The sequence below is a fragment of the Deferribacter thermophilus genome (assembly GCF_049472675.1).
GTDB classification, from domain to species: domain Bacteria; phylum Chrysiogenota; class Deferribacteres; order Deferribacterales; family Deferribacteraceae; genus Deferribacter; species Deferribacter thermophilus.
In genome coordinates this window covers 85,389-104,051 of record NZ_JAPNXM010000006.1, presented here as the reverse complement: position 1 = coordinate 104,051, position 18,663 = coordinate 85,389, and the positions used below count along the sequence as shown (strand labels likewise).

Below are 18,663 nucleotides of genomic sequence, written 5' to 3'. Positions count from 1 at the left end.
CCCATCAACCTATTTTTATAGGACCATCTTTAGACCCACTTAAAAATTGCCTCACATAAGGGTTATCTGTCTTTTTAAACTCTTCTGGTGTTCCATACATTACAATCTTGCCATCATAAATCATTGCAATATAATCAGCAATTTTAAAAGTGGACTCAATATCGTGAGAAATAACAACAGATGTGATATTTAGCTTCTTTTGGGTTTCATAAATAAGATTGTCCACTACATCTGTCATAATAGGATCAAGCCCTGTAGTAGGCTCATCATAAAGTATAATATCTGGCTCAAGGGCAATTGCTCTTGCCAACCCCACCCTTTTTCTCATACCACCAGATAATTCTGAAGGCATTTTATATTCCACATTTGTAAGTCCAACAAGTCGTAATTTTTCTAACACAATTTCTCTTATCTCTTTCTCTTTTAATTTAGTGTGTTCTCTTAATGGAAATGCCACATTTTCATAAACATTCATAGAATCAAAAAGAGCAGCATTTTGAAAAAGCATCCCAAATTTTTTCCTAACATTTAAAAGTTCTTTTTTATTTAAAGTTGATAAATCTTGTCCTAAAACTATCACTTTACCTCTGTCAGGTTTTAACAACCCCATCATCTGCTTTAAAAGCACACTCTTACCAGTACCTGAGGGACCAATTATGTATGTAATAGCATTTTTAGCAATTTTAAGATTTACACCTTTATGAACTTTGTATTCTCCAAAGCTCTTATGTAAATCTATTATTTCGATAGCAGCTTCCATTAGCACCTCAAAACATAAATGCAGTAAGTATATAATCAAACACTAAAATTAATACTGAAGATAACACCACAGATTCAGTCGTAGCCTTACCCACACCTTCAGCTCCACCAGTGGTATAAAACCCTTTATAACAACCAACTAAAGTTAGTATAAGACCAAAAACAGTTGCTTTAATAAGTCCATTATATATATCTTCAAAGTCTACATAACGATACATATATTCTAGATATAATGTTTTATTGATGCCTAAAATCTCGACACCAACAAAATAGCCTCCAACAACACCACAAAATACTGCAATTATATTTAAAATAGGCATAACAATAACACCAGCCAGCATCCTAGGAACCACTAAATATTGTACTGGCTCAACAGCTAAAGCATACAAAGCATCTATCTGCTCTGTAACCCTCATAGTTCCAATTTCTGCTGCTATTGCAGAACCTGCTCTAGCAGCGACCATAATGGAGCTTAAAACAGGTCCAAGCTCTCTTGCCATACCTAATCCCACAACAGTTCCCACCATATATTCAGCACCAAAACGGTGAAAACCAATGTAACTTTGAAAAGCAAAAACCATCCCTGTAAAAGTCCCAGTCAAAATGATAACAGAAAGCGAATTGATTCCAATAAATTCTATCTGCTTAAACAAAAGCTTTAACCGATAAGGGGGTACAAATACCCATCTAAAAAAATCTATGAAAAAAAGAAAAATTCTACCAGAGCCATAGATAAAATTTAAAATAGGTGCACCAACAATTTCAAAGAATTTAATCATTTATATAAACCCTTGGAATTCTATCTGAAACAGCACATAATATTTCATAACTTATTGTACCACACATTTTAGCTATCTGTTCTGCATCAATATTTTTACCTAATATCTCAACTTCACTATCTAAATCTGAATCATTGAGATGAGTTATATCTATCATTGTCATATCCATACAAACTGTACCTACTACATTACAAGGTTTTCCATTTATAAACATTATACCCTTATTGCTTAAATTTCTAAAATATCCATCTGCATAACCTATTGGAATTACTCCGATTTTCATATCCTTCTTTGCAGTATAAGTCTGGTTATAACTTATTTTATCACCTTTTTTTAATTTCTTTATATGTATAATTTTTGAAAAAATACTCATTACTGGCTTTAAACCAAATCTGTTTTCTGGGTAAACATAGCCATAACTCATAATACCAGGCCTTGTATAAGTGTATTTATTTGAATAAAAACATATTGCAGATGAGTTAAACACTGATGTTTCTGCATTAATATTATATTTCTTAAGATATCCATCAAATCGATTTATTTGCCATTTTGTATATTCTAAATCAGTATCGGAAGATGATAAATGTGTCATTACCAATACAATTCTTAAATTTGTATAATTTTTGACTAGCTCATAATAATTTGTGTGAATATCAAACCCCAACCTGTTCATCCCAGTATCAATTTTTAAAACAACATCCAAAACTACATTGTGTTTCTTTGCAAATTTATCTAATTTTGACATTATATTTTCATCAAAAATTGTTGGTGTAATTTTATATTGTATCAACTCATCAAAGTGATGTTCATCAATATAACCGAGAGTAATTATCCTTGCCTCAAAAGGTAAATTTTGTCTTAAACTTACACCCTCTTCTATTGTTGCTACACCAAAATCTTTTATACCGCACTGTTCATAAGCATGTTTTGACAATCTTATAGCACCATGACCATAAGCATCTGCTTTAACTATAGCTATAATTTTTGATTTAGAAAGAGACTTAGCAATCTCTATATTATGCTTATAATTAGCAAGATTTATTTCTGCATAAGTAGGTCTTAATGTCTTAATTTTGGTCAGCATTTTTATTGATGCCAGCCTCCATAAATAGATAAGATTTTATAAAATCATCGATATCACCATCCATCACAGCATCAACATTGCCAGCCTCATATCTAGTCCTAAGATCTTTTACCATCTTATAAGGGTGCATAACATAAGATCTAATTTGATTACCCCAACCAATCTCAGTTTTACTGCTTTCTAACTTCTCTTTTTCCTTATTTCTCTTTTCAAGCTCATACTCATAAAGCTTAGCTTTTAATATTTTCATCGCATGTGCTTTATTCTTATGCTGACTTCTTTCATTTTGACATGTTACAACTATGCCCGTTGGTAAATGAGTTATTCTTACTGCAGAATCTGTAGTATTTACATGCTGACCACCAGCACCACTTGCTCTAAATGTTTCTATCTTTAGGTCAGATTCATTTATCTCTATTTCAATATCATCATCAATTTCAGGTAAAACAAAAACAGAAGCAAAAGAAGTATGTCTTCTATTATTCGCATCAAAAGGGGAAATTCTAACCAATCTATGAACACCAGACTCACCCTTTAAATAACCATAGCTATAATCCCCAATAACATTAAAAGTAATTGACTTAATTCCTGCTTCATCCCCAGGCAACATATCAAGTATCTCGTATTTATATTTTTTTCTCTCTACCCATCTTGTATACATTCTAAAAAGCATTGATACCCAATCACAAGCCTCAGTCCCACCTGCTCCAGCATGTATTGTAACTATTGCATTATTAATATCATGTTCACCATTTAATATTAACTTCAGCTCAAAATCTGTAACCTTTTTCTTTAATTCATCAATACTTGAAACAATGTCATCTTTTACTTCTTCAGAACCTTCTTTATATAGCTCAATCAATACATCAATATCTTCTCTAATATTTAATAATTCTTTCCACTCATCTAAGAATTTTTTTAAAGAAGCTTGCTCTTTGAGTAAATGCTTTGATTCTTTTTTATTCCAAAAATTAGGATCTTCTAAAGATTTTTTGTCCACTTCTTCAATTTTTTTTAATAATTCTTCTTCATTAACAATCTGCTTAAATGAATTAATATTGTTATCTATTTCGTCCAAAGTATCATATAACTCTTCAATCAACATACTCACCCCTTAAGAACCACTAACCATAAATTTATCAAACATGATAGATGGTGTTATTACCCCACCAAAATCCCTCGTATCATCAAAAACCGCAATAACATTTTTAAGCAAATCCGTTATATTACCTGTTAATACCATTTCATTAAACGGTGTAACTTCTTCACCATTCTTAAAATAAATTCCACTTATACCTATTGAAAAATCTCCACTAATAGGATCAGCCATATGCATCCCCATAACATCAGTAACTAATAACACATCATTGTAATCTTTCAAAACATCAAAATTAACAATTTGTTCACCACTAAGTATCAAATTCGAAGCTGAAATATCAACTTTCACACTTCCTGTTATGGATGCATTACCAGTATTTTTTTGATTTAATTTTTTTGATGTAAAATTATTATGTAAAATCCCTTTTAAAATACCATTTTTAATAATTTCAGTTCTTCCTCCAACAACACCTTCATCATCAAAACAATAACTACCCACCCCTCTTTCAATTTTAGAATTATCTACAATTGATAAGTTTTTAGACGCAACTTCTTTTCCCAACATGTCTTTCATCAAACTTTTATTTTTCAAAATATTTTCTGCATTCACAAGATATTCTATTAATTCTAAAAATTCTGCCATAATAGTATTTTTAAAAACTATATAATATTTACCACTTTTTAGTTTTTTACCCCCTAATAAACTTACCGCTTCTATAGCTGCTCTTTGTCCTATTAAATTATATTCAAAATCATCAAAATAAACAGAGGATGAAAAATCATAACCACTTTGCGAATCACCATCTTTCTCAGCGACTACATAGGTTGAGCCACTAAAATTCGTGCTTTCTTCAGTTAAAACTTCACCATCAGAAAAGAGTAAATATTTCTTCTCCAAAGTAGCAGTAAAATTTGTATACCTTACATTTTTTACATATTTACTATAATTTAGTGCACTAGCCTCAATCTCTAAGGCAGTATTAACAAGTTGACTATTATTCATTTTGTAATAAAAATTATCTTTTAAATATAATTCCTTATCATACTTAGAATAATTCCTGTTTAACTCATAATTTTCATTAGTCAAATATAAAAAAATATCTTTTACTTCATTTAAAACCTTTTTTATCTCTTTCAAATCACCACCAGATACTCTAAAAGAATAATGTTTACCATCTTTGATAATTCTTATAAAATGGTCTTTATTAATAGATGTTAAAAAATCTTCAATTTCACCATGTTTTACAGTCACCTTTTTTGTCTCATTTTCAACAATTAACAGTTGAATATCATCATAAACTTTAAGCCCTTCTTCAATAATAGTCAAATAGTCCATTTAGATCTCCTTAATCATTGCAAATTCATCGCAATCAGGAAACTTGCAGCATTTTAAACAGTCAGACCAAATTTTTTTAGGTAAATCATTTTTATCAACTACTTCAAAACCTAACTTTTTAAAAAATTCCACTTGATAAGTAAGTGCAAAAACCTTTTTAATACCAATTTCACGGGCCTTTTCAATACATTTTTCAACTAAGAGTCTACCAATCCCCCTCTTATGTACATTTTTCTCAACTGCTAAAGAACGGATTTCAGCTAAATCTTCCCAAGATGGATATAATGCACAACAACCAATTACTCTATCCTCTTCCTCGTAAACTAAAAATTTTAAAATATTTTCATATATTTCGTTTATACTTAAAGTCAGCATCAAACCATCTTTTGCATAACTATTAACAAGCTGTTGTATAGCTTTAGCATCCTGCATTTTAGCATTTCTAACCATTTATAACCTTCACAAACTTTTTATACAACTCAACAGCTGACTCTTTATCAGGTAATAAATTATACCCCTTTCTTACTTTTATAACAACTTTTGTAGCATTAGCTGTAAGCGGCTTAGCTCTAAAATAAACTTTTTTCTTCCCAATCTCACCATCAATTTTTCCTTCTGATATGGAAACAATTATAATTTTTCCATTTTCATTTTTTAGTATCTGAGAAAAAACTTCAACAGCTCTTTCTTTGGATATTGGAAAGTTATCTGACACAGAATCTGCAGTCAAACTATAAGCTGCACCTGCACCAGCACCAGCAGCCACTATTACAGGAGCTACACAACCAGTCAGAAACAAAGAAATAAGATAAATAGATAAAATTACTATTGTTTTTTTCATTAGTACCTCCAATTTATTTTAAAAATTTAACTATTACTATCAATATTGTGAACCTTGATAATATAATAATATACTATCCACTTTTAGATGTTTTTTCAACCAATTAGTTTAGAATAAAAAGAATTTGACAAATTAAGACAAAAAGAGTATTTTAATCCTAAAAAAGAGGTTATTTATGAAATTAACAAAAGCAGCAGATTATGCCTTAAGAGTAATGTTATTTTTAGCAATGAACGAAAAAAAGATATATATGCGTAGTGAACTTTCTGAATTTTGTGGTGTACCTGATAGTTTTTTAGGTAAAATTTTACAAACTTTAGCAAAAAAAAAACTATTGGATTCTACAAAAGGGAAAAAAGGTGGTTTCAAACTCACAAAATCTCCAGATGAAATTACTCTATATGATATAGTATCAGCAATTGATGGTGATATATATTTAAATGAATGTATAGATAACCCAAATCTGTGTGATAGATCTGATAACTGCAAAATTAATTTTACATTATCAAAGATAAACAATTCTATTGTAAAGGAACTAAAAAATTATACTTTAATTGATTTAATAAAAGAAAATTAATTATGTATTTTTAGTTATTTTAAATTCTATCTTAAATCCATTAAATTCATCGTTCGAATATAATTTAAATAAAATATCATTATTTTCACATATCTCTTTAATAATATATAATCCTAACCCAGACCCAGTCCTTTTAGTTGTATAAAAAGGCTTTAAAACATCATCAATTATAGACAAATCTATACCAGGACCGTTATCATAATATACAAGATAATTATAATTTTCATCTCTAAAGGTCTCAATCACAATTGTAGCATCATATTTGACTTCGTAAGAATTCATAATCAAATTCCAAAAAATTTGCCTAAGCTCCAATTCAGTAATCAACAATTTGAAATTGTTATTTAATTTTAATACAAATTTTAATTCATCAAATATTTCATTAATTTTAAAATATGAAATAAAATTTTCTATAAAGTCATTTACATAAATTAATTCTTTTTCCTTTTTAGCTGGTTTACCAAAATATAACAAATTGTTCAATATCATATCAAGCTTGTTTATTTCCCGCTCAACAATATCAAGCAACTTATTATCAGTTAACTGTTTTTTGATAATCTGTATACTCCCTTTAATAGCTCCTAATGGATTTTTTATCTCATGAGCAACGATTGCTGAAAACTGGCCTAAATTAGCAAGTTTTTGTTTTTTAGCTAACTCTATTTTTAAGTTTTCTTTTTCAGTAACATCTTGAAATATAAGTAATTTACCAAATCTATTATAATGTTCATCTCTAAAATCCTGAAGCTTGTATCCAATAAATTTATCATTAAAACTTATAATATCTTCATCTAACTCCAAATTTACAAAAATATCATCCAATTTTTTACCAATAATCTTATCATCTAATGACAAAATCTTTTTGCCAGCATCATTACAAGAAACCACTCTGTTTTGTTCATCCAATAAAATAATCCCTATACCGATATTTTTTACTATTACCTCATGTATATCATGTAACTCTTCATATTCCCTAACTCTCTTACTATATTGATAATGCAAGTATGATGTTAATAAATAAATTATTATAAAAGCAAAAAGATATTGGAACTGATTTAATAAATAAGAAAAATTTATATTACTTTTTAAAGAATAAATTAAATAAATAAGCAATGTTGATAAAATAAATTCAATTAATCCTAATAAACCAATTTTAAATCCAAAAACAAACGCTAAATAACCAATAATAAACGCAAAGAAAATAATATAAGGGCTATCTAAAAAGTTTGTATTATAAATCAGATAAGATACAATAATAACATCTATGATAGACTGAAAAATTAATAAATATTTGTTGTTTATTGTGTAATTTAAAATGAAAATGATAAGGCTAATAAATGCAATAAATAGAGCCAATCCAATAAGTTCGTTAAGATAAACCTTAAATTGATTGGTAAAATATACCAAAATAAGAATAAAATAAAATATTAATAATCTAATTAAGATTATAATATTATTAATTTTTTTTAAATCAAAAGGGATTACTAATTTATCTTTTAATAAAACATTTATCATCCAACAACAGAACCAAGCTTAAATATAGGCAAATACATAGCAATTATTACAAAACCAACAGCTCCTCCCACAAAAATCATTAGCATTGGCTCTATCATTTTTGTTAATCCCTCAACTGTTCTATCAACTTCATCATCGTAAAAATCAGCAATTTTGGTAAGCATTTTATCCAAAGCACCTGTTTCTTCACCTACAGCAATCATCTGAGTAACCATAGGTGGAAAAACACCTGCTTTTTCTAAAGGCTGAACAACTGTTTTACCAGCCTCAATATCAATTTTACTTCTCAATAAGTGTTTTTCGATAACCTTATTTCCACTTGTCCTAGCAACAATATCAAGAGCATCAAGTATAGCAACACCACTACTCAAAAGAGTTCCAAATGTCCTTGCAAATTTTGATATCGCAACCTTTCTTATTAAATCACCAATTTTTGGAATTTTTAATAAAACACTATCGAAAAAGTATCTCCCTTTTTCTGTTTTTTTATAAAGAATACTTATTGTTATCACTGTAACAATCAATCCTCCAAAAATGACACCTCCTCCATACCAGCTTGACAAAAAGTTGCTAAGAGAAATTGTAAACTGAGTTAATGCTGGTAATTGACCACCAAAACCCTCATACATCTCTTTAAATTTAGGGATAATAAATACCATCAACCCCCAAACAACTAAAACAGCAACTATCAAAACTATAGATGGATACATCATAGCTGATTTAACCTTTCTTTTTAATGAGATAGCTTTTTCCATATATTGAGATAATCTATCTAAAATATCATCTAATAAACCACCTGCTTCACCAGCAGCTACCATATTTATATATAAATCACCAAAAATATTTCTGTGTTTTTCCAATGCCTTACTAAAGGCTTGCCCCTGCTCTATATCTGATTTTATTTCCTCAAAAATCTTTCTTAATTTTTTCTTTGGAGTCTGAGAAGCGATAATATCTAAAGCCTTAACAACTGGTAAACCAGCATTAATCATTGTTGCAAGCTGCCTTGTTGCAACCACAATATCCATATCTGTAATTTTTTCACCAAAAGACAGCTCTATATTTTTCCAGTCCATTTTTAATTCGTGCACTTCAATTTTGCGAAATTTTAATGTATTCATTGCTTCTTGCTTATTTTTAGCCTCGATTACACCTGATACAGGCTTTCCTAAACTATCCTTACCTTTGTAAATAAACTTTGGCATTTTTATACCCCTTTTTTAAAATCTTCCTCTATTTTTTATACCCCCAGCATCAATCATATTTCTCACTTCATCAGGATATACAGCTCTATTTACAGCATCTTCATAAGTAATAAGACCTTTTCTATACAATTCATATAAAGATTGACTCATCGTTATCATACCGTGCTCTTCTTGACCAGTCTGCATCATAGAATAAACTTGATGCAACTTATCTTCTCTTATAAGATTTCTAATAGCAGGATTAGGGATTAATACTTCACAGGCCAAAACTCTCCCTTTTCCATCAGCTCGTTGCAAAAGTTGTTGACATATAATCCCTTCTAAAACGAAAGATAATTGAGCTCTTATTTGTGGTTGTTGATGTGGTGGGAAAACATCTATAATTCTGTTTATAGTTTGTACAGCACTGTTTGTATGTAATGTTCCAAAAGTCAAGTGGCCTGTTTCTGATACAGTTAACGCTGCTTCTATCGTTTCTAAATCCCTCATCTCACCAATTAGCACAACATCAGGATCTTGTCTCAAAATATATTTAAGTGCCGTTATAAATGATTTTGTATCAGAATGAACTTCCCTTTGATTGACAATTGCCTGCTTATGGGGGTGTAAATACTCTATAGGATCTTCAATTGTTACAATGTGTACCTTTTTCTCATTGTTTATTTTATCTATCATTGCTGCCAGAGTGGTTGATTTACCACTACCAGTTGGACCAGTTACTAAAACAAGCCCTCTAGGTTTTTCACATAAAGTTTTTACTATTGGTGGTAAACCTAATTCCTCAAAAGTCATAACCTTATAAGGGATCCTTCTAAATGCAGCGGCTACAGCACCTCTTTGCATAAAAATATTTGCCCTAAATCTACTAACCCCTTTTATTCCAAATGAAAAATCCAATTCCCAATCTTCCTCAAATCTTTTCTTTTGAGCCTCAGTTAAAATCGAATAGCACATCTGTTTAGTCATAGCAGGGGTTAAAACCTCTCCATCTATCCTTACAAGCTCCCCATTAACTCTATAAACAGGTTGTGAACCAACAGTAATATGCAAGTCACTTGCATTTAAATCTAACATTTTTTTCAATAAATCCTGCAATGAATACATATATTACCCCCTTTAATCAGCAAATGTTACCCTTACCACTTCTTCGATTGTAGTAATACCTTTCTTCACTTTTTCTAGACCACTCCTTCTTAATGTAATCATCCCCTCTTCTATAGCCATAGCTTTAATTTCAGTAGCATTAGCACCTCTTAATATTAACTCTCTAATATTCTCAGAAACTTCCATTACTTCATACAATGCTACTCTACCTTTATAACCTGTACCACTACATTTTTCACAACCCTTACCTTTATAAACTTTAAATTTTCCAATTTCATCTTTTCTAAAACCAACAGAGAGTAAGGCTTCCTTTGGCAACTTAACTTCTTCTTTACAATTATTACATATTTTCCTTGCTAATCTTTGAGCTAAGATTAGAATTGTTGATGACGCAACTAAAAAAGGCTCAATACCCATATTAAGCAATCTGTTTACAGTACTTGGTGCATCATTGGTATGTAAAGTTGATAAAACTAAATGGCCAGTTAAAGCTGCTTTGATTGCAATTTCGGCAGTCTCATAGTCCCTTATCTCACCAACCATTATTATATCAGGATCTTGTCTCAAAAAACTTCTAAGAGCAGCTGCAAAATTTAGACCTATCTCTTCTTTCATCTGAACTTGATTTATACCAAAAATATTATATTCAACAGGATCTTCAGCAGTCATAATATTCACTTCTTCTTTATTTAATCTACTTAAGGCTGAATAAAGAGTTGTTGATTTACCACTTCCTGTAGGACCAGTTACCAAAACCATACCGTAAGGGCTTTCAATAGCTTTTATAAATCTTTCTAGCGATATTTCTTCAAAGCCCAACTTTTCTAAATCAAGTTGTAGATTTGATTTATCCAAAATCCTTAAAACTACTTTTTCACCATACAATACGGGTAAAGTTGAAACCCTCATATCTATAGATCTTCCCTGTAGCCTTATCTTAATCCTACCATCTTGGGGTAATCTTTTTTCAGCAATATCCAAATTTGATAATATTTTTAACCTTGAAGTAACTGCATCTTTTATCTTTCTGGGTGGTCTAATTAGCTCATGCATAACACCATCAACTCTTAAACGAACCCTAAAATCCTTCTCATAAGGCTCTACATGGATATCCGATGCTCCTCTTTTTACAGCCTCATTAAGTATATAATTTACAAGCTTAACTACTGGTGTATCTTCAACTTCTTTTTTTAGAGCCTCAGCACTCTTTTCTTCTTCTTCAAGTTCTTCAAATTCTAATTCTTCAAGATCCATCTCTTCAAATTCTGCTAAAACATTCGATTCAGAACTACTACTTTTCTCTAAAAATTCCCTTATAGCAGACTCTACAGCAACATAAGGTTTTATATTAAAACCTGTTAAAAACCTTAATTCTTCTAAAGCATAAGCATTTGATGGATCAGCAATTGCTACTTTTAAATTCTGCCCTTCCCTATCAAAAGGAACAACTAAAAACTTTTTCATCATATCTTGAGGTATTAGGGTTAATACATTATTATCAATCTGAATAGATTTTAAATCAATAAACGGAACACTATACTGTTTACTTAAAAATTCTGCTACCTTCTTCTCATCAATATAACCCAATTTAATTAAAATACTCCCTAATCTCCCCCCTTCTTTTTTCTGTATTTCTATTGCTTTAGCTAGCTGCTCTTCTGTTATAAGATTTTCGCTTAATAAAAGTGCACCTAATTTTGCTGAAACCATCAATTAACCCTCTAAATGTTTTTTTATATCATTTATATCAAAATTATAACAGGTATTAGTCCAAATATCAAAAGATTTTTTTGCTTGATAAATAAGCATATTTAACCCATCAGATTTCTTACAACCTTTTACTTTTTTCAAAAAAGGTGTTAGTTCTTTCAAATTGTATTGCATATCAAATGCAAATTCCTTTACATTAACATTTAAATCAACAAATTCTCCAGTTTCTAAACCAATTGATGTAGTGTTTATCATTATATCGCAAACTCTTAAATTTTGCAAATCCAACAATGAATTAACTTCTACATTATTTAAACAAAAATCATCAATAACTTTCTCAGCTTTTTCAACAGTCCTATTAAAAATTTTTAAACTTCTATATCTTCCATTTTTTAGAAATTTCAATAATGGCTTTGCTGCACCACCACATCCTAAAACTACTATATCTTTACCTGCTATATCAACATTATAATCTTCAAATGTTTTCATAATTCCATAATAATCTGTGTTATAACCAATCATTTTACCATTTCTTATCAAAACACAATTTACAGCCTTTATTTCTTTTGCATCTTTATCCAAATCATCCAGATAATTAAAAATTTTCTCTTTATAAGGAAGGGTTACATTGAAACCGTTTACATTTTCTTTTAAGAAACTAATAAATTCTGTAAAATAGCCTTCGTTGACCTGAAAAGCTACATAACCTGCGTTTAATTTTGTTTTAAATATGAAGTAATTATGTATTTTTGGTGATAATGAATGTACTACTGGATTTCCTATTAAACAAAAATTATATATCCCCATCTTTTAATTTTAACACATCTGGTGTAACAAGACCAGCAGAAATAACAAATTTTATCCCTTCTTCAACGGTCATATCAAGCTCTATTACATCTTTTTTAGGTACTATCAGAATAAAACCTGATGTGGGATTTGGAGTTGTTGGAATAAATATGTTATAGCACTCTTCATCAATTATATCGTTGAAAAATTTTGAAGTATCCTTTGTTACAAAACCAACACTAAAAATCCCCCTCCTTGGATACTCTATTAAAACTACTTTCTTAAAATTAGCACCCTTAGATGTTTGAAATGCCTCAATAATCTGCTTCGTAGAAGTATAAATCGTTTTTACAAAAGGGATGTTCCTCATAGCCTTATCTAAGGGGCTGAGGAACTTTTTACCAGAATAGTTTCTTGTAAATAGACCAACAAAAAATATTATCAATACCATCAGAACAAAAGAAATAATCCTTAGATAAGATACAGGGACTTTGATATCTGTTGGCAAATAACGAACTAATACCTTTAAATAAGGTATTAAAAAATCACTAAATTTCACAAAAACAAAGTTTAAAAAGAAATAGGTAATAACTATTGGCAATACAGTAAAAATACCAGCGATAAAAGTATTTCTTAGAAAAAGCCTAAATCTTTTCATTATTTAGTTCCAAATAACCTATCTCCTGCATCACCAAGACCTGGGACAATATATTTCTTTTCATTCAACCTTTCATCAAGTGCAGCAGTATATATTTTTATTTCAGGGTGAGCTTGACTAAAAACTTCAACACCTTCAGGTGCTGCTATCAAACACATAAATTTAATATTTTTAACACCATTCTCTTTTAAAATCCTAGCAGCCTCTACCGCAGAACCACCAGTTGCTAACATTGGGTCTATTAAAATAAAATCTCTATCCTCACAATCGTTAGGAATTTTAAAATAATAAGTCACAGGCTTTAAAGTTTTAGGATCTCTATATATACCAATATGCCCTACTCTAGCAGAAGGTATAAGTTTTAATACTCCATCCACCATCCCCAATCCAGCTCTCAAGATAGGAACAAGAACAACCTTTTTACCAGAAACTACCCAAGACTTGGTTTTACAAATAGGTGTCTCTATTTCTATCTCTTCTAAAGGGAAATCTTTCGTTATTTCATAGGCCATAAGCATGGCTATCTCATCCACAAGCTCTTTAAACTCCTTTTTTGGTGTATTTTTATCCCGCACATAAGTTAACTTGTGTTTAATTAAAGGGTGATCAATGATAATTAAATTCTCATATTTCATTATTTATCCTCCGGTAAAATTGCATTTAAAAATATCCCTACCAAACCAGCTAAACCAATACCACCTAAACTTATTCTCCAAAAAGAGATAACCATATCCCCAATACCAATCACAAGTACTACAGATGCAATAACTAAATTTCTTGATTTGCTCATATTTACTTTATTTTTTACAAGGGAACCAATACCTATTGCAGCAATCATACCAAAAAGCAATATCAATATACCTCCCATAACAGGCACAGGGATTGTCTTAAGGATTGCCCCTAACTTTCCAAAAAATGATAATATTATCGCAGTAATTGATGCAATTGTCATATAAACAGGATTAAATGCTTTTGTTAGTGCCACAGCACCTGTCACTTCTGAATATGTTGTATTAGGTGGCCCACCCAATAAAGATGCAAAGGCTGTAGCTAAACCATCCCCGGTTAAAGTTCTATGTAAACCTGGATCTTCTAAATAATTCTTACCAGTTACTGATGATATTGCCAGTACATCACCAACATGCTCAATTGCAGGAGCAATAGCTACAGGAACTATATACATAATTGCAGCTAAATCAAATATAGGGAAAGCATAACTGCCATTTTTAATAGCTTCAATCCATGGGATACTAAACCATTTAGCCTGAGTAACAGGTGTAAAATCAACAACACCCATCAAAAGAGACACTATATAGCCTACAAAAATACCAGTTAAAATTGGTATTAAACTCAAAATCCTTTTACCATACATAACAACCAATATTGCTGTAATCAATGAAACCAAAGAGATTATCATCGCCTTTGGATCAAAATTTCCTGAACCATCAAAGCTTTTTGCCATTTTAACAGCAACAGGAGCAAGTTTTAAACCTATTACCATTATAACTGGACCAGTTACAATTGGTGGCAGATACCTTTCTATCGCCTTTATACCACCTTTTTTAACTAAAAAGGCAAATATCAAATAAACTAAACCAGCACAAGTCAAACCACCCAATGTTTTTGCAACGCCAAAATGTTTCATTCCATATTGGATAGGAGCAATAAAAGCAAATGAACTTGCTAAAAAAACAGGAACTTTTCTTTTAGTAATAAACTGAAATAGTAATGTGCCTGCACCAGCAGTAAAAAGTGCAATTGATGGATCAAGTCCAGTTAATAAGGGGACTAAAACAAGTGCACCAAATGCAACAAAAAGCATCTGAACGCCAACAATAACTGTTTTTAAATAATTACTTTCCATCATGCCTCCTTTTATCACTTTTAATATTTAGAATTATGATTGAATAGCTGCCTTTCTAACAACCTGTCATAACTTGTCCACCCTTCTTCGATATTCTCTTTATCGAACAATGACTTAAAAGTATTTAATTTTGCATCCATATCATCAATATAATGCAACAGTAAAGCCTCTTTCGTTTTAGGTCTTTTTGGTGAACCGTATTCCAATATTCCATGATGGGAAGCAATCATGTGATTAATAAGATTTTTTAATCTCTTTGGGAAACCCTGGATTCTATTAGCATAGTTATTAATCAGCTCAATACCCAACAGAAGATGCCCCAGTAATTTTCCTTCTTCTGTATAGTCAAAACTTTCATCAACAGAAAGCTCAAACAATTTACCTATATCGTGAAAAAGGGCACCAATCAATAACAGTTCTTTATCTACATCTTTAGAATAATATTCAGCTATAATTATTGCCAATTTGACAACAGATAATGTATGTTCCAATAATCCACCAATATAAGCATGATGCACATTTTTTGCTGCAGGTACTACTTTAAATTTATCTACTATCTCGTTGTCATTAAAAAATAAATTAAGTAGTTTTAAAAGGTATTCATTTTTTATATTTTCATACATCAAACTTTTTATTTCATTAAACATATTATCTACATCATTTTCTGTTTTTGGGAAAAAATCAAACCTGTTTTCCCCTTCTACTAAAGCCATATTTGTTATTTTAAACTGAGGCTGACCATTATATTGCTGAATATTAGCTTCTACTTCAACAACATTGCCTTTAACTGGATCAAATTTTAGTTTATTACTATCAAACATTATACCATTATAAGTATTACCTTCTTTATCCATCAAAATTACCTTGATATAAGGTCTATTATCTTTAGTAACACTTTTATTTATTTCAAAAATCAAAAACTTGCTTCCTCTTACCTTTAAATCCATTATTTACCACCTACCGTAATTTTAGGAATTCTGATTGTTGGTTGAGCATCACTCACTGGCACACCTTGCCCATCTTTACCACAAGTACCTATTCCAAAACCTAAATCATCCCCAACCATATCTATTTCCATCATAATTTTTGGTCCATTACCTATCAATGTCGCATTTTTTATAGGCTTTGTAACCCTCCCTTTTTCAATTAGATAACCTTCATTAACTTCAAATACAAAATCTCCATTGACAGTATTAACTTGACCACCCCCCATTTTCACAACATAAATTCCAAAATCTACTGATTTAATAATATCTTCAGGCTTATCATTTCCGGAAGCAATAAAAGTGTTTGTCATTCTAACAATAGGTTTATATCTATAAGATTGCCTTCGACCATTACCTGTACTTTTAACATCATTTTTCATTGCATACAATCTATCAAACATATAGCTCTTCAAAATACCATTTTCTATTAAAACAGTTCTTTGCGCCTTAACACCCTCATCATCAAAGTAAAAGCTACCTCTTTTGCCATCCAATGTTGCATCATCGATAACAGTTATCTTTTCAGAAGCAACTTTTTCACCAACTTTATTTTGATAAACACTCAAACCATTGGTAGCCAAATCTGCTTCTAAACCATGACCAACAGCTTCATGAATCATTGTGCCACCAGCACTGCTTGATAAAACAACACACATCTCACCAGCAGGTGCATAATCAGCGTCCAAGTTTTGTAAAGCCCTTTTTAAAGCATTTTTACTAACCATTTCAATATTTTCTTCTAACATTTTGTCAAAAGTATAGAGCCCACCTATAGATTCATAACCTGTCTGCAACAAATTGTTTTTTTCACATACAACAGTACAAAATAATGTGGTATAATCTAAATTCTGCGTTAAATCATCACCTTCACTGGTGATAATTCTAATATTTTTGTTTGTTTCTTTAAAAACTGTTGTAACCTGTTTTGTAAAATTAGAACCCCAAGCAAGAGAATCAACATAATTGATTTTTTCTATCTTATCTTTTAATTCATGATTTAGTATCTGATTATTAGAGTCAAAACTTTCTTTTTTTTCTATAGAAAATACTTTATCATCTTTCTTATTTTTGGCTAAACCACATAAAATATCAACACATTCTTGTAAGTCTTTAATATCAAAACTTGTTGAATACGCATAATATGTTTTATAATCCTTTATGATTCTGAAACCGACTCCAGAATCCTTTACCTTTTCAAACCTATCCAACTTACCATTTTCAAATACTATTGAATTATAAGAAGAGTTTTCAATGTAAATATCAACATAATCACCGTATTTATTAAGCTTTTCAATTATATCGTAAAAAAAACTTCTACCACTCATCGACATTCTCACTTTCCTCTATAACTAAATTTTCAATTTTTACCCCTTCTTTTTTTAGTGAGTCTAACACTTCTAATGCATACTTATACAAACCATTTGTGGAATAAACAACAACTTTTCCCTTTTCTTTATCAATAGTCCTAACTATTCCGATCCCTTCATAAGAATCTATTATTGCATTCAAATATATAATATCCTTTTTATCAGTTATAAATTTAAGTCTAACTGAATACAAGTTGCTCATTTTAACTCCAAAACCACTAAATCAAATTTTTTTGCTAATAGATTATACTCATCTTCACTTAAAAAATTTGACTTTTCAATATATATTCTATTAAAATTAAGATTCTTAATAAAATTTACAAAATCTTTTATAGAATCTTTAATAAAGCTAAAATCATACAAAAAAAAACCAGATTTAAATAAAAATGTTTCTTTTTTAATGTAAATAGGCATTTTTAGAGTTTCAAGGGTACTAATTGTATCAAATACTTCACCTCTATAAATAAAATCCAATAACAAAGAATACCCTCTACATTTTATATTCTTAAAATCAAAATCTATAACAACAGGAAAAATATTATTTTCTTCAAAAGAGCAGATATACCTGTTCATCAATCTCTATTGATATTAAATTCCTTTCTAATTTTTTCCAAAATCCCATTAACAAAAGATGCAGCTTTTTCGTCCTCATATTTTTTAGTCAATGTTGTATACTCGTCAAGTATAGCATAAATAGGTGTTTGGGTATTAAAAAGTTCAGCAATCCCCATTCTTAAAGTGTTTTTAACAGTTTCAGTTAATCTATCAAATGTCCAACCATCTTTTAAATACTTGCTTACAATATCATCAGCAAAACTCTTTTTTTCAATAACCAGTCTAAAAAGCTCATTTGCAATCCTTTTTACCTTTTCATTTTTTTCACCATCAAGATACCAAAATTGGTTAATAAGATGATCAGGTTTAAAATTAGTCATTTCATATTGATAAAGCATTTTAAATGCTTTTTCTCTTGCAATACTCTTTAGTCCCATAC

Annotated in this window: 21 protein-coding genes; 1 reads left to right on the top strand and 20 read right to left on the bottom strand. The window is 30.1% G+C overall.

Annotated features, from left to right (window positions below; translation table 11 throughout):
- Positions 1 to 4: 4 nt before the first annotated feature.
- From OWM07_RS07255 to OWM07_RS07225, 7 genes are read right to left on the bottom strand one after another with little or no spacing between them, the layout of a single operon-like run.
- On the bottom strand, positions 5 to 760 hold the full coding sequence (locus OWM07_RS07255) for an ABC transporter ATP-binding protein (protein ID WP_423303014.1): 756 nt from the start codon (positions 758 to 760) through the stop codon (positions 5 to 7).
- A gap of 7 nt (positions 761 to 767) precedes the next feature.
- On the bottom strand, positions 768 to 1,538 hold the full coding sequence (locus OWM07_RS07250; RefSeq protein WP_423303013.1) for an MlaE family ABC transporter permease: 771 nt from the start codon (positions 1,536 to 1,538) through the stop codon (positions 768 to 770).
- Positions 1,531 to 2,622 (bottom strand): alanine racemase, encoded by a 1,092-nt coding sequence (gene alr, locus OWM07_RS07245; RefSeq protein ID WP_423303012.1) that lies wholly within the window; start codon positions 2,620 to 2,622, stop codon positions 1,531 to 1,533. Before alr ends, OWM07_RS07250 begins: the two co-directional genes overlap by 8 nt.
- A complete protein-coding gene (gene prfB / locus OWM07_RS07240) occupies positions 2,606 to 3,727 on the bottom strand; it encodes a peptide chain release factor 2 (RefSeq protein ID WP_423303011.1) in 1,122 nt (373 codons plus the stop codon). The genes alr and prfB overlap by 17 nt, the downstream gene beginning before the upstream one ends.
- Before the next feature lie 9 nt (positions 3,728 to 3,736).
- Positions 3,737 to 5,056, bottom strand: a complete 1,320-nt coding sequence (locus OWM07_RS07235; protein WP_423303010.1) for a TldD/PmbA family protein — start codon at positions 5,054 to 5,056, stop codon at positions 3,737 to 3,739.
- Positions 5,057 to 5,506: an N-acetyltransferase gene (locus OWM07_RS07230; RefSeq protein ID WP_423303009.1), complete on the bottom strand. Its 450-nt coding sequence runs from the start codon at positions 5,504 to 5,506 to the stop codon at positions 5,057 to 5,059.
- Entirely contained in the window at positions 5,499 to 5,897 is a 399-nt protein-coding gene (locus OWM07_RS07225; protein WP_423303008.1) for a DUF3568 family protein, read from the bottom strand. The genes OWM07_RS07230 and OWM07_RS07225 overlap by 8 nt, the downstream gene beginning before the upstream one ends.
- Positions 5,898 to 6,072: 175 nt before the next feature.
- On the opposite strand from OWM07_RS07225, the gene OWM07_RS07220 reads away from it, so the two are divergent.
- Positions 6,073 to 6,474 carry an RrF2 family transcriptional regulator gene (locus OWM07_RS07220; protein ID WP_423303007.1) on the top strand — a complete coding sequence of 134 codons (402 nt, stop codon included), beginning with the start codon at positions 6,073 to 6,075 and terminating at the stop codon, positions 6,472 to 6,474.
- Here the strand turns inward: OWM07_RS07220 and OWM07_RS07215 are convergent, their stop codons facing one another.
- Genes OWM07_RS07215 through nusB form a run of 13 tightly spaced genes read right to left on the bottom strand, consistent with a single transcriptional unit; the run spans position 6,475 to position 18,661 of the window.
- Complete coding sequence (locus OWM07_RS07215) at positions 6,475 to 7,989, bottom strand: sensor histidine kinase (protein WP_423303006.1); 1,515 nt, start codon at positions 7,987 to 7,989, stop codon at positions 6,475 to 6,477.
- The gene (locus tag OWM07_RS07210; protein WP_423303005.1) at positions 7,986 to 9,194 is read right to left on the bottom strand and encodes a type II secretion system F family protein; all 1,209 of its coding nucleotides are present in this window, start codon (positions 9,192 to 9,194) and stop codon (positions 7,986 to 7,988) included. The genes OWM07_RS07215 and OWM07_RS07210 overlap by 4 nt, the downstream gene beginning before the upstream one ends.
- 15 nt (positions 9,195 to 9,209) lie before the next feature.
- The gene (locus tag OWM07_RS07205; RefSeq protein WP_423303004.1) at positions 9,210 to 10,298 is read right to left on the bottom strand and encodes a type IV pilus twitching motility protein PilT; all 1,089 of its coding nucleotides are present in this window, start codon (positions 10,296 to 10,298) and stop codon (positions 9,210 to 9,212) included.
- Positions 10,299 to 10,310: 12 nt separating this feature from the next.
- Positions 10,311 to 12,008 carry a type IV-A pilus assembly ATPase PilB gene (pilB, locus tag OWM07_RS07200; protein WP_423303060.1) on the bottom strand — a complete coding sequence of 566 codons (1,698 nt, stop codon included), beginning with the start codon at positions 12,006 to 12,008 and terminating at the stop codon, positions 10,311 to 10,313.
- Between the two features lie 3 nt (positions 12,009 to 12,011).
- Positions 12,012 to 12,815: a shikimate dehydrogenase gene (aroE, locus tag OWM07_RS07195; protein ID WP_423303003.1), complete on the bottom strand. Its 804-nt coding sequence runs from the start codon at positions 12,813 to 12,815 to the stop codon at positions 12,012 to 12,014.
- On the bottom strand, positions 12,802 to 13,452 hold the full coding sequence (locus OWM07_RS07190) for a DUF502 domain-containing protein (protein ID WP_423303002.1): 651 nt from the start codon (positions 13,450 to 13,452) through the stop codon (positions 12,802 to 12,804). Before OWM07_RS07190 ends, aroE begins: the two co-directional genes overlap by 14 nt.
- The gene (upp, locus tag OWM07_RS07185) at positions 13,452 to 14,087 is read right to left on the bottom strand and encodes a uracil phosphoribosyltransferase (protein ID WP_423303001.1); all 636 of its coding nucleotides are present in this window, start codon (positions 14,085 to 14,087) and stop codon (positions 13,452 to 13,454) included. The genes OWM07_RS07190 and upp overlap by 1 nt, the downstream gene beginning before the upstream one ends.
- Positions 14,087 to 15,316 carry a uracil-xanthine permease family protein gene (locus OWM07_RS07180; protein WP_423303000.1) on the bottom strand — a complete coding sequence of 410 codons (1,230 nt, stop codon included), beginning with the start codon at positions 15,314 to 15,316 and terminating at the stop codon, positions 14,087 to 14,089. The genes upp and OWM07_RS07180 overlap by 1 nt, the downstream gene beginning before the upstream one ends.
- 20 nt (positions 15,317 to 15,336) lie before the next feature.
- Positions 15,337 to 16,263 (bottom strand): 3'-5' exoribonuclease YhaM family protein, encoded by a 927-nt coding sequence (locus tag OWM07_RS07175; protein ID WP_423302999.1) that lies wholly within the window; start codon positions 16,261 to 16,263, stop codon positions 15,337 to 15,339.
- Positions 16,263 to 17,627 carry a TldD/PmbA family protein gene (locus tag OWM07_RS07170; protein ID WP_423302998.1) on the bottom strand — a complete coding sequence of 455 codons (1,365 nt, stop codon included), beginning with the start codon at positions 17,625 to 17,627 and terminating at the stop codon, positions 16,263 to 16,265. Before OWM07_RS07170 ends, OWM07_RS07175 begins: the two co-directional genes overlap by 1 nt.
- On the bottom strand, positions 17,617 to 17,871 hold the full coding sequence (locus OWM07_RS07165) for a DUF4911 domain-containing protein (RefSeq protein WP_423302997.1): 255 nt from the start codon (positions 17,869 to 17,871) through the stop codon (positions 17,617 to 17,619). Before OWM07_RS07165 ends, OWM07_RS07170 begins: the two co-directional genes overlap by 11 nt.
- Positions 17,868 to 18,242 carry a hypothetical protein gene (locus OWM07_RS07160; RefSeq protein ID WP_423302996.1) on the bottom strand — a complete coding sequence of 125 codons (375 nt, stop codon included), beginning with the start codon at positions 18,240 to 18,242 and terminating at the stop codon, positions 17,868 to 17,870. The genes OWM07_RS07165 and OWM07_RS07160 overlap by 4 nt, the downstream gene beginning before the upstream one ends.
- The gene (nusB, locus tag OWM07_RS07155) at positions 18,242 to 18,661 is read right to left on the bottom strand and encodes a transcription antitermination factor NusB (RefSeq protein ID WP_423302995.1); all 420 of its coding nucleotides are present in this window, start codon (positions 18,659 to 18,661) and stop codon (positions 18,242 to 18,244) included. Before nusB ends, OWM07_RS07160 begins: the two co-directional genes overlap by 1 nt.
- Between the last annotated feature and the right edge of the window lie 2 nt (positions 18,662 to 18,663).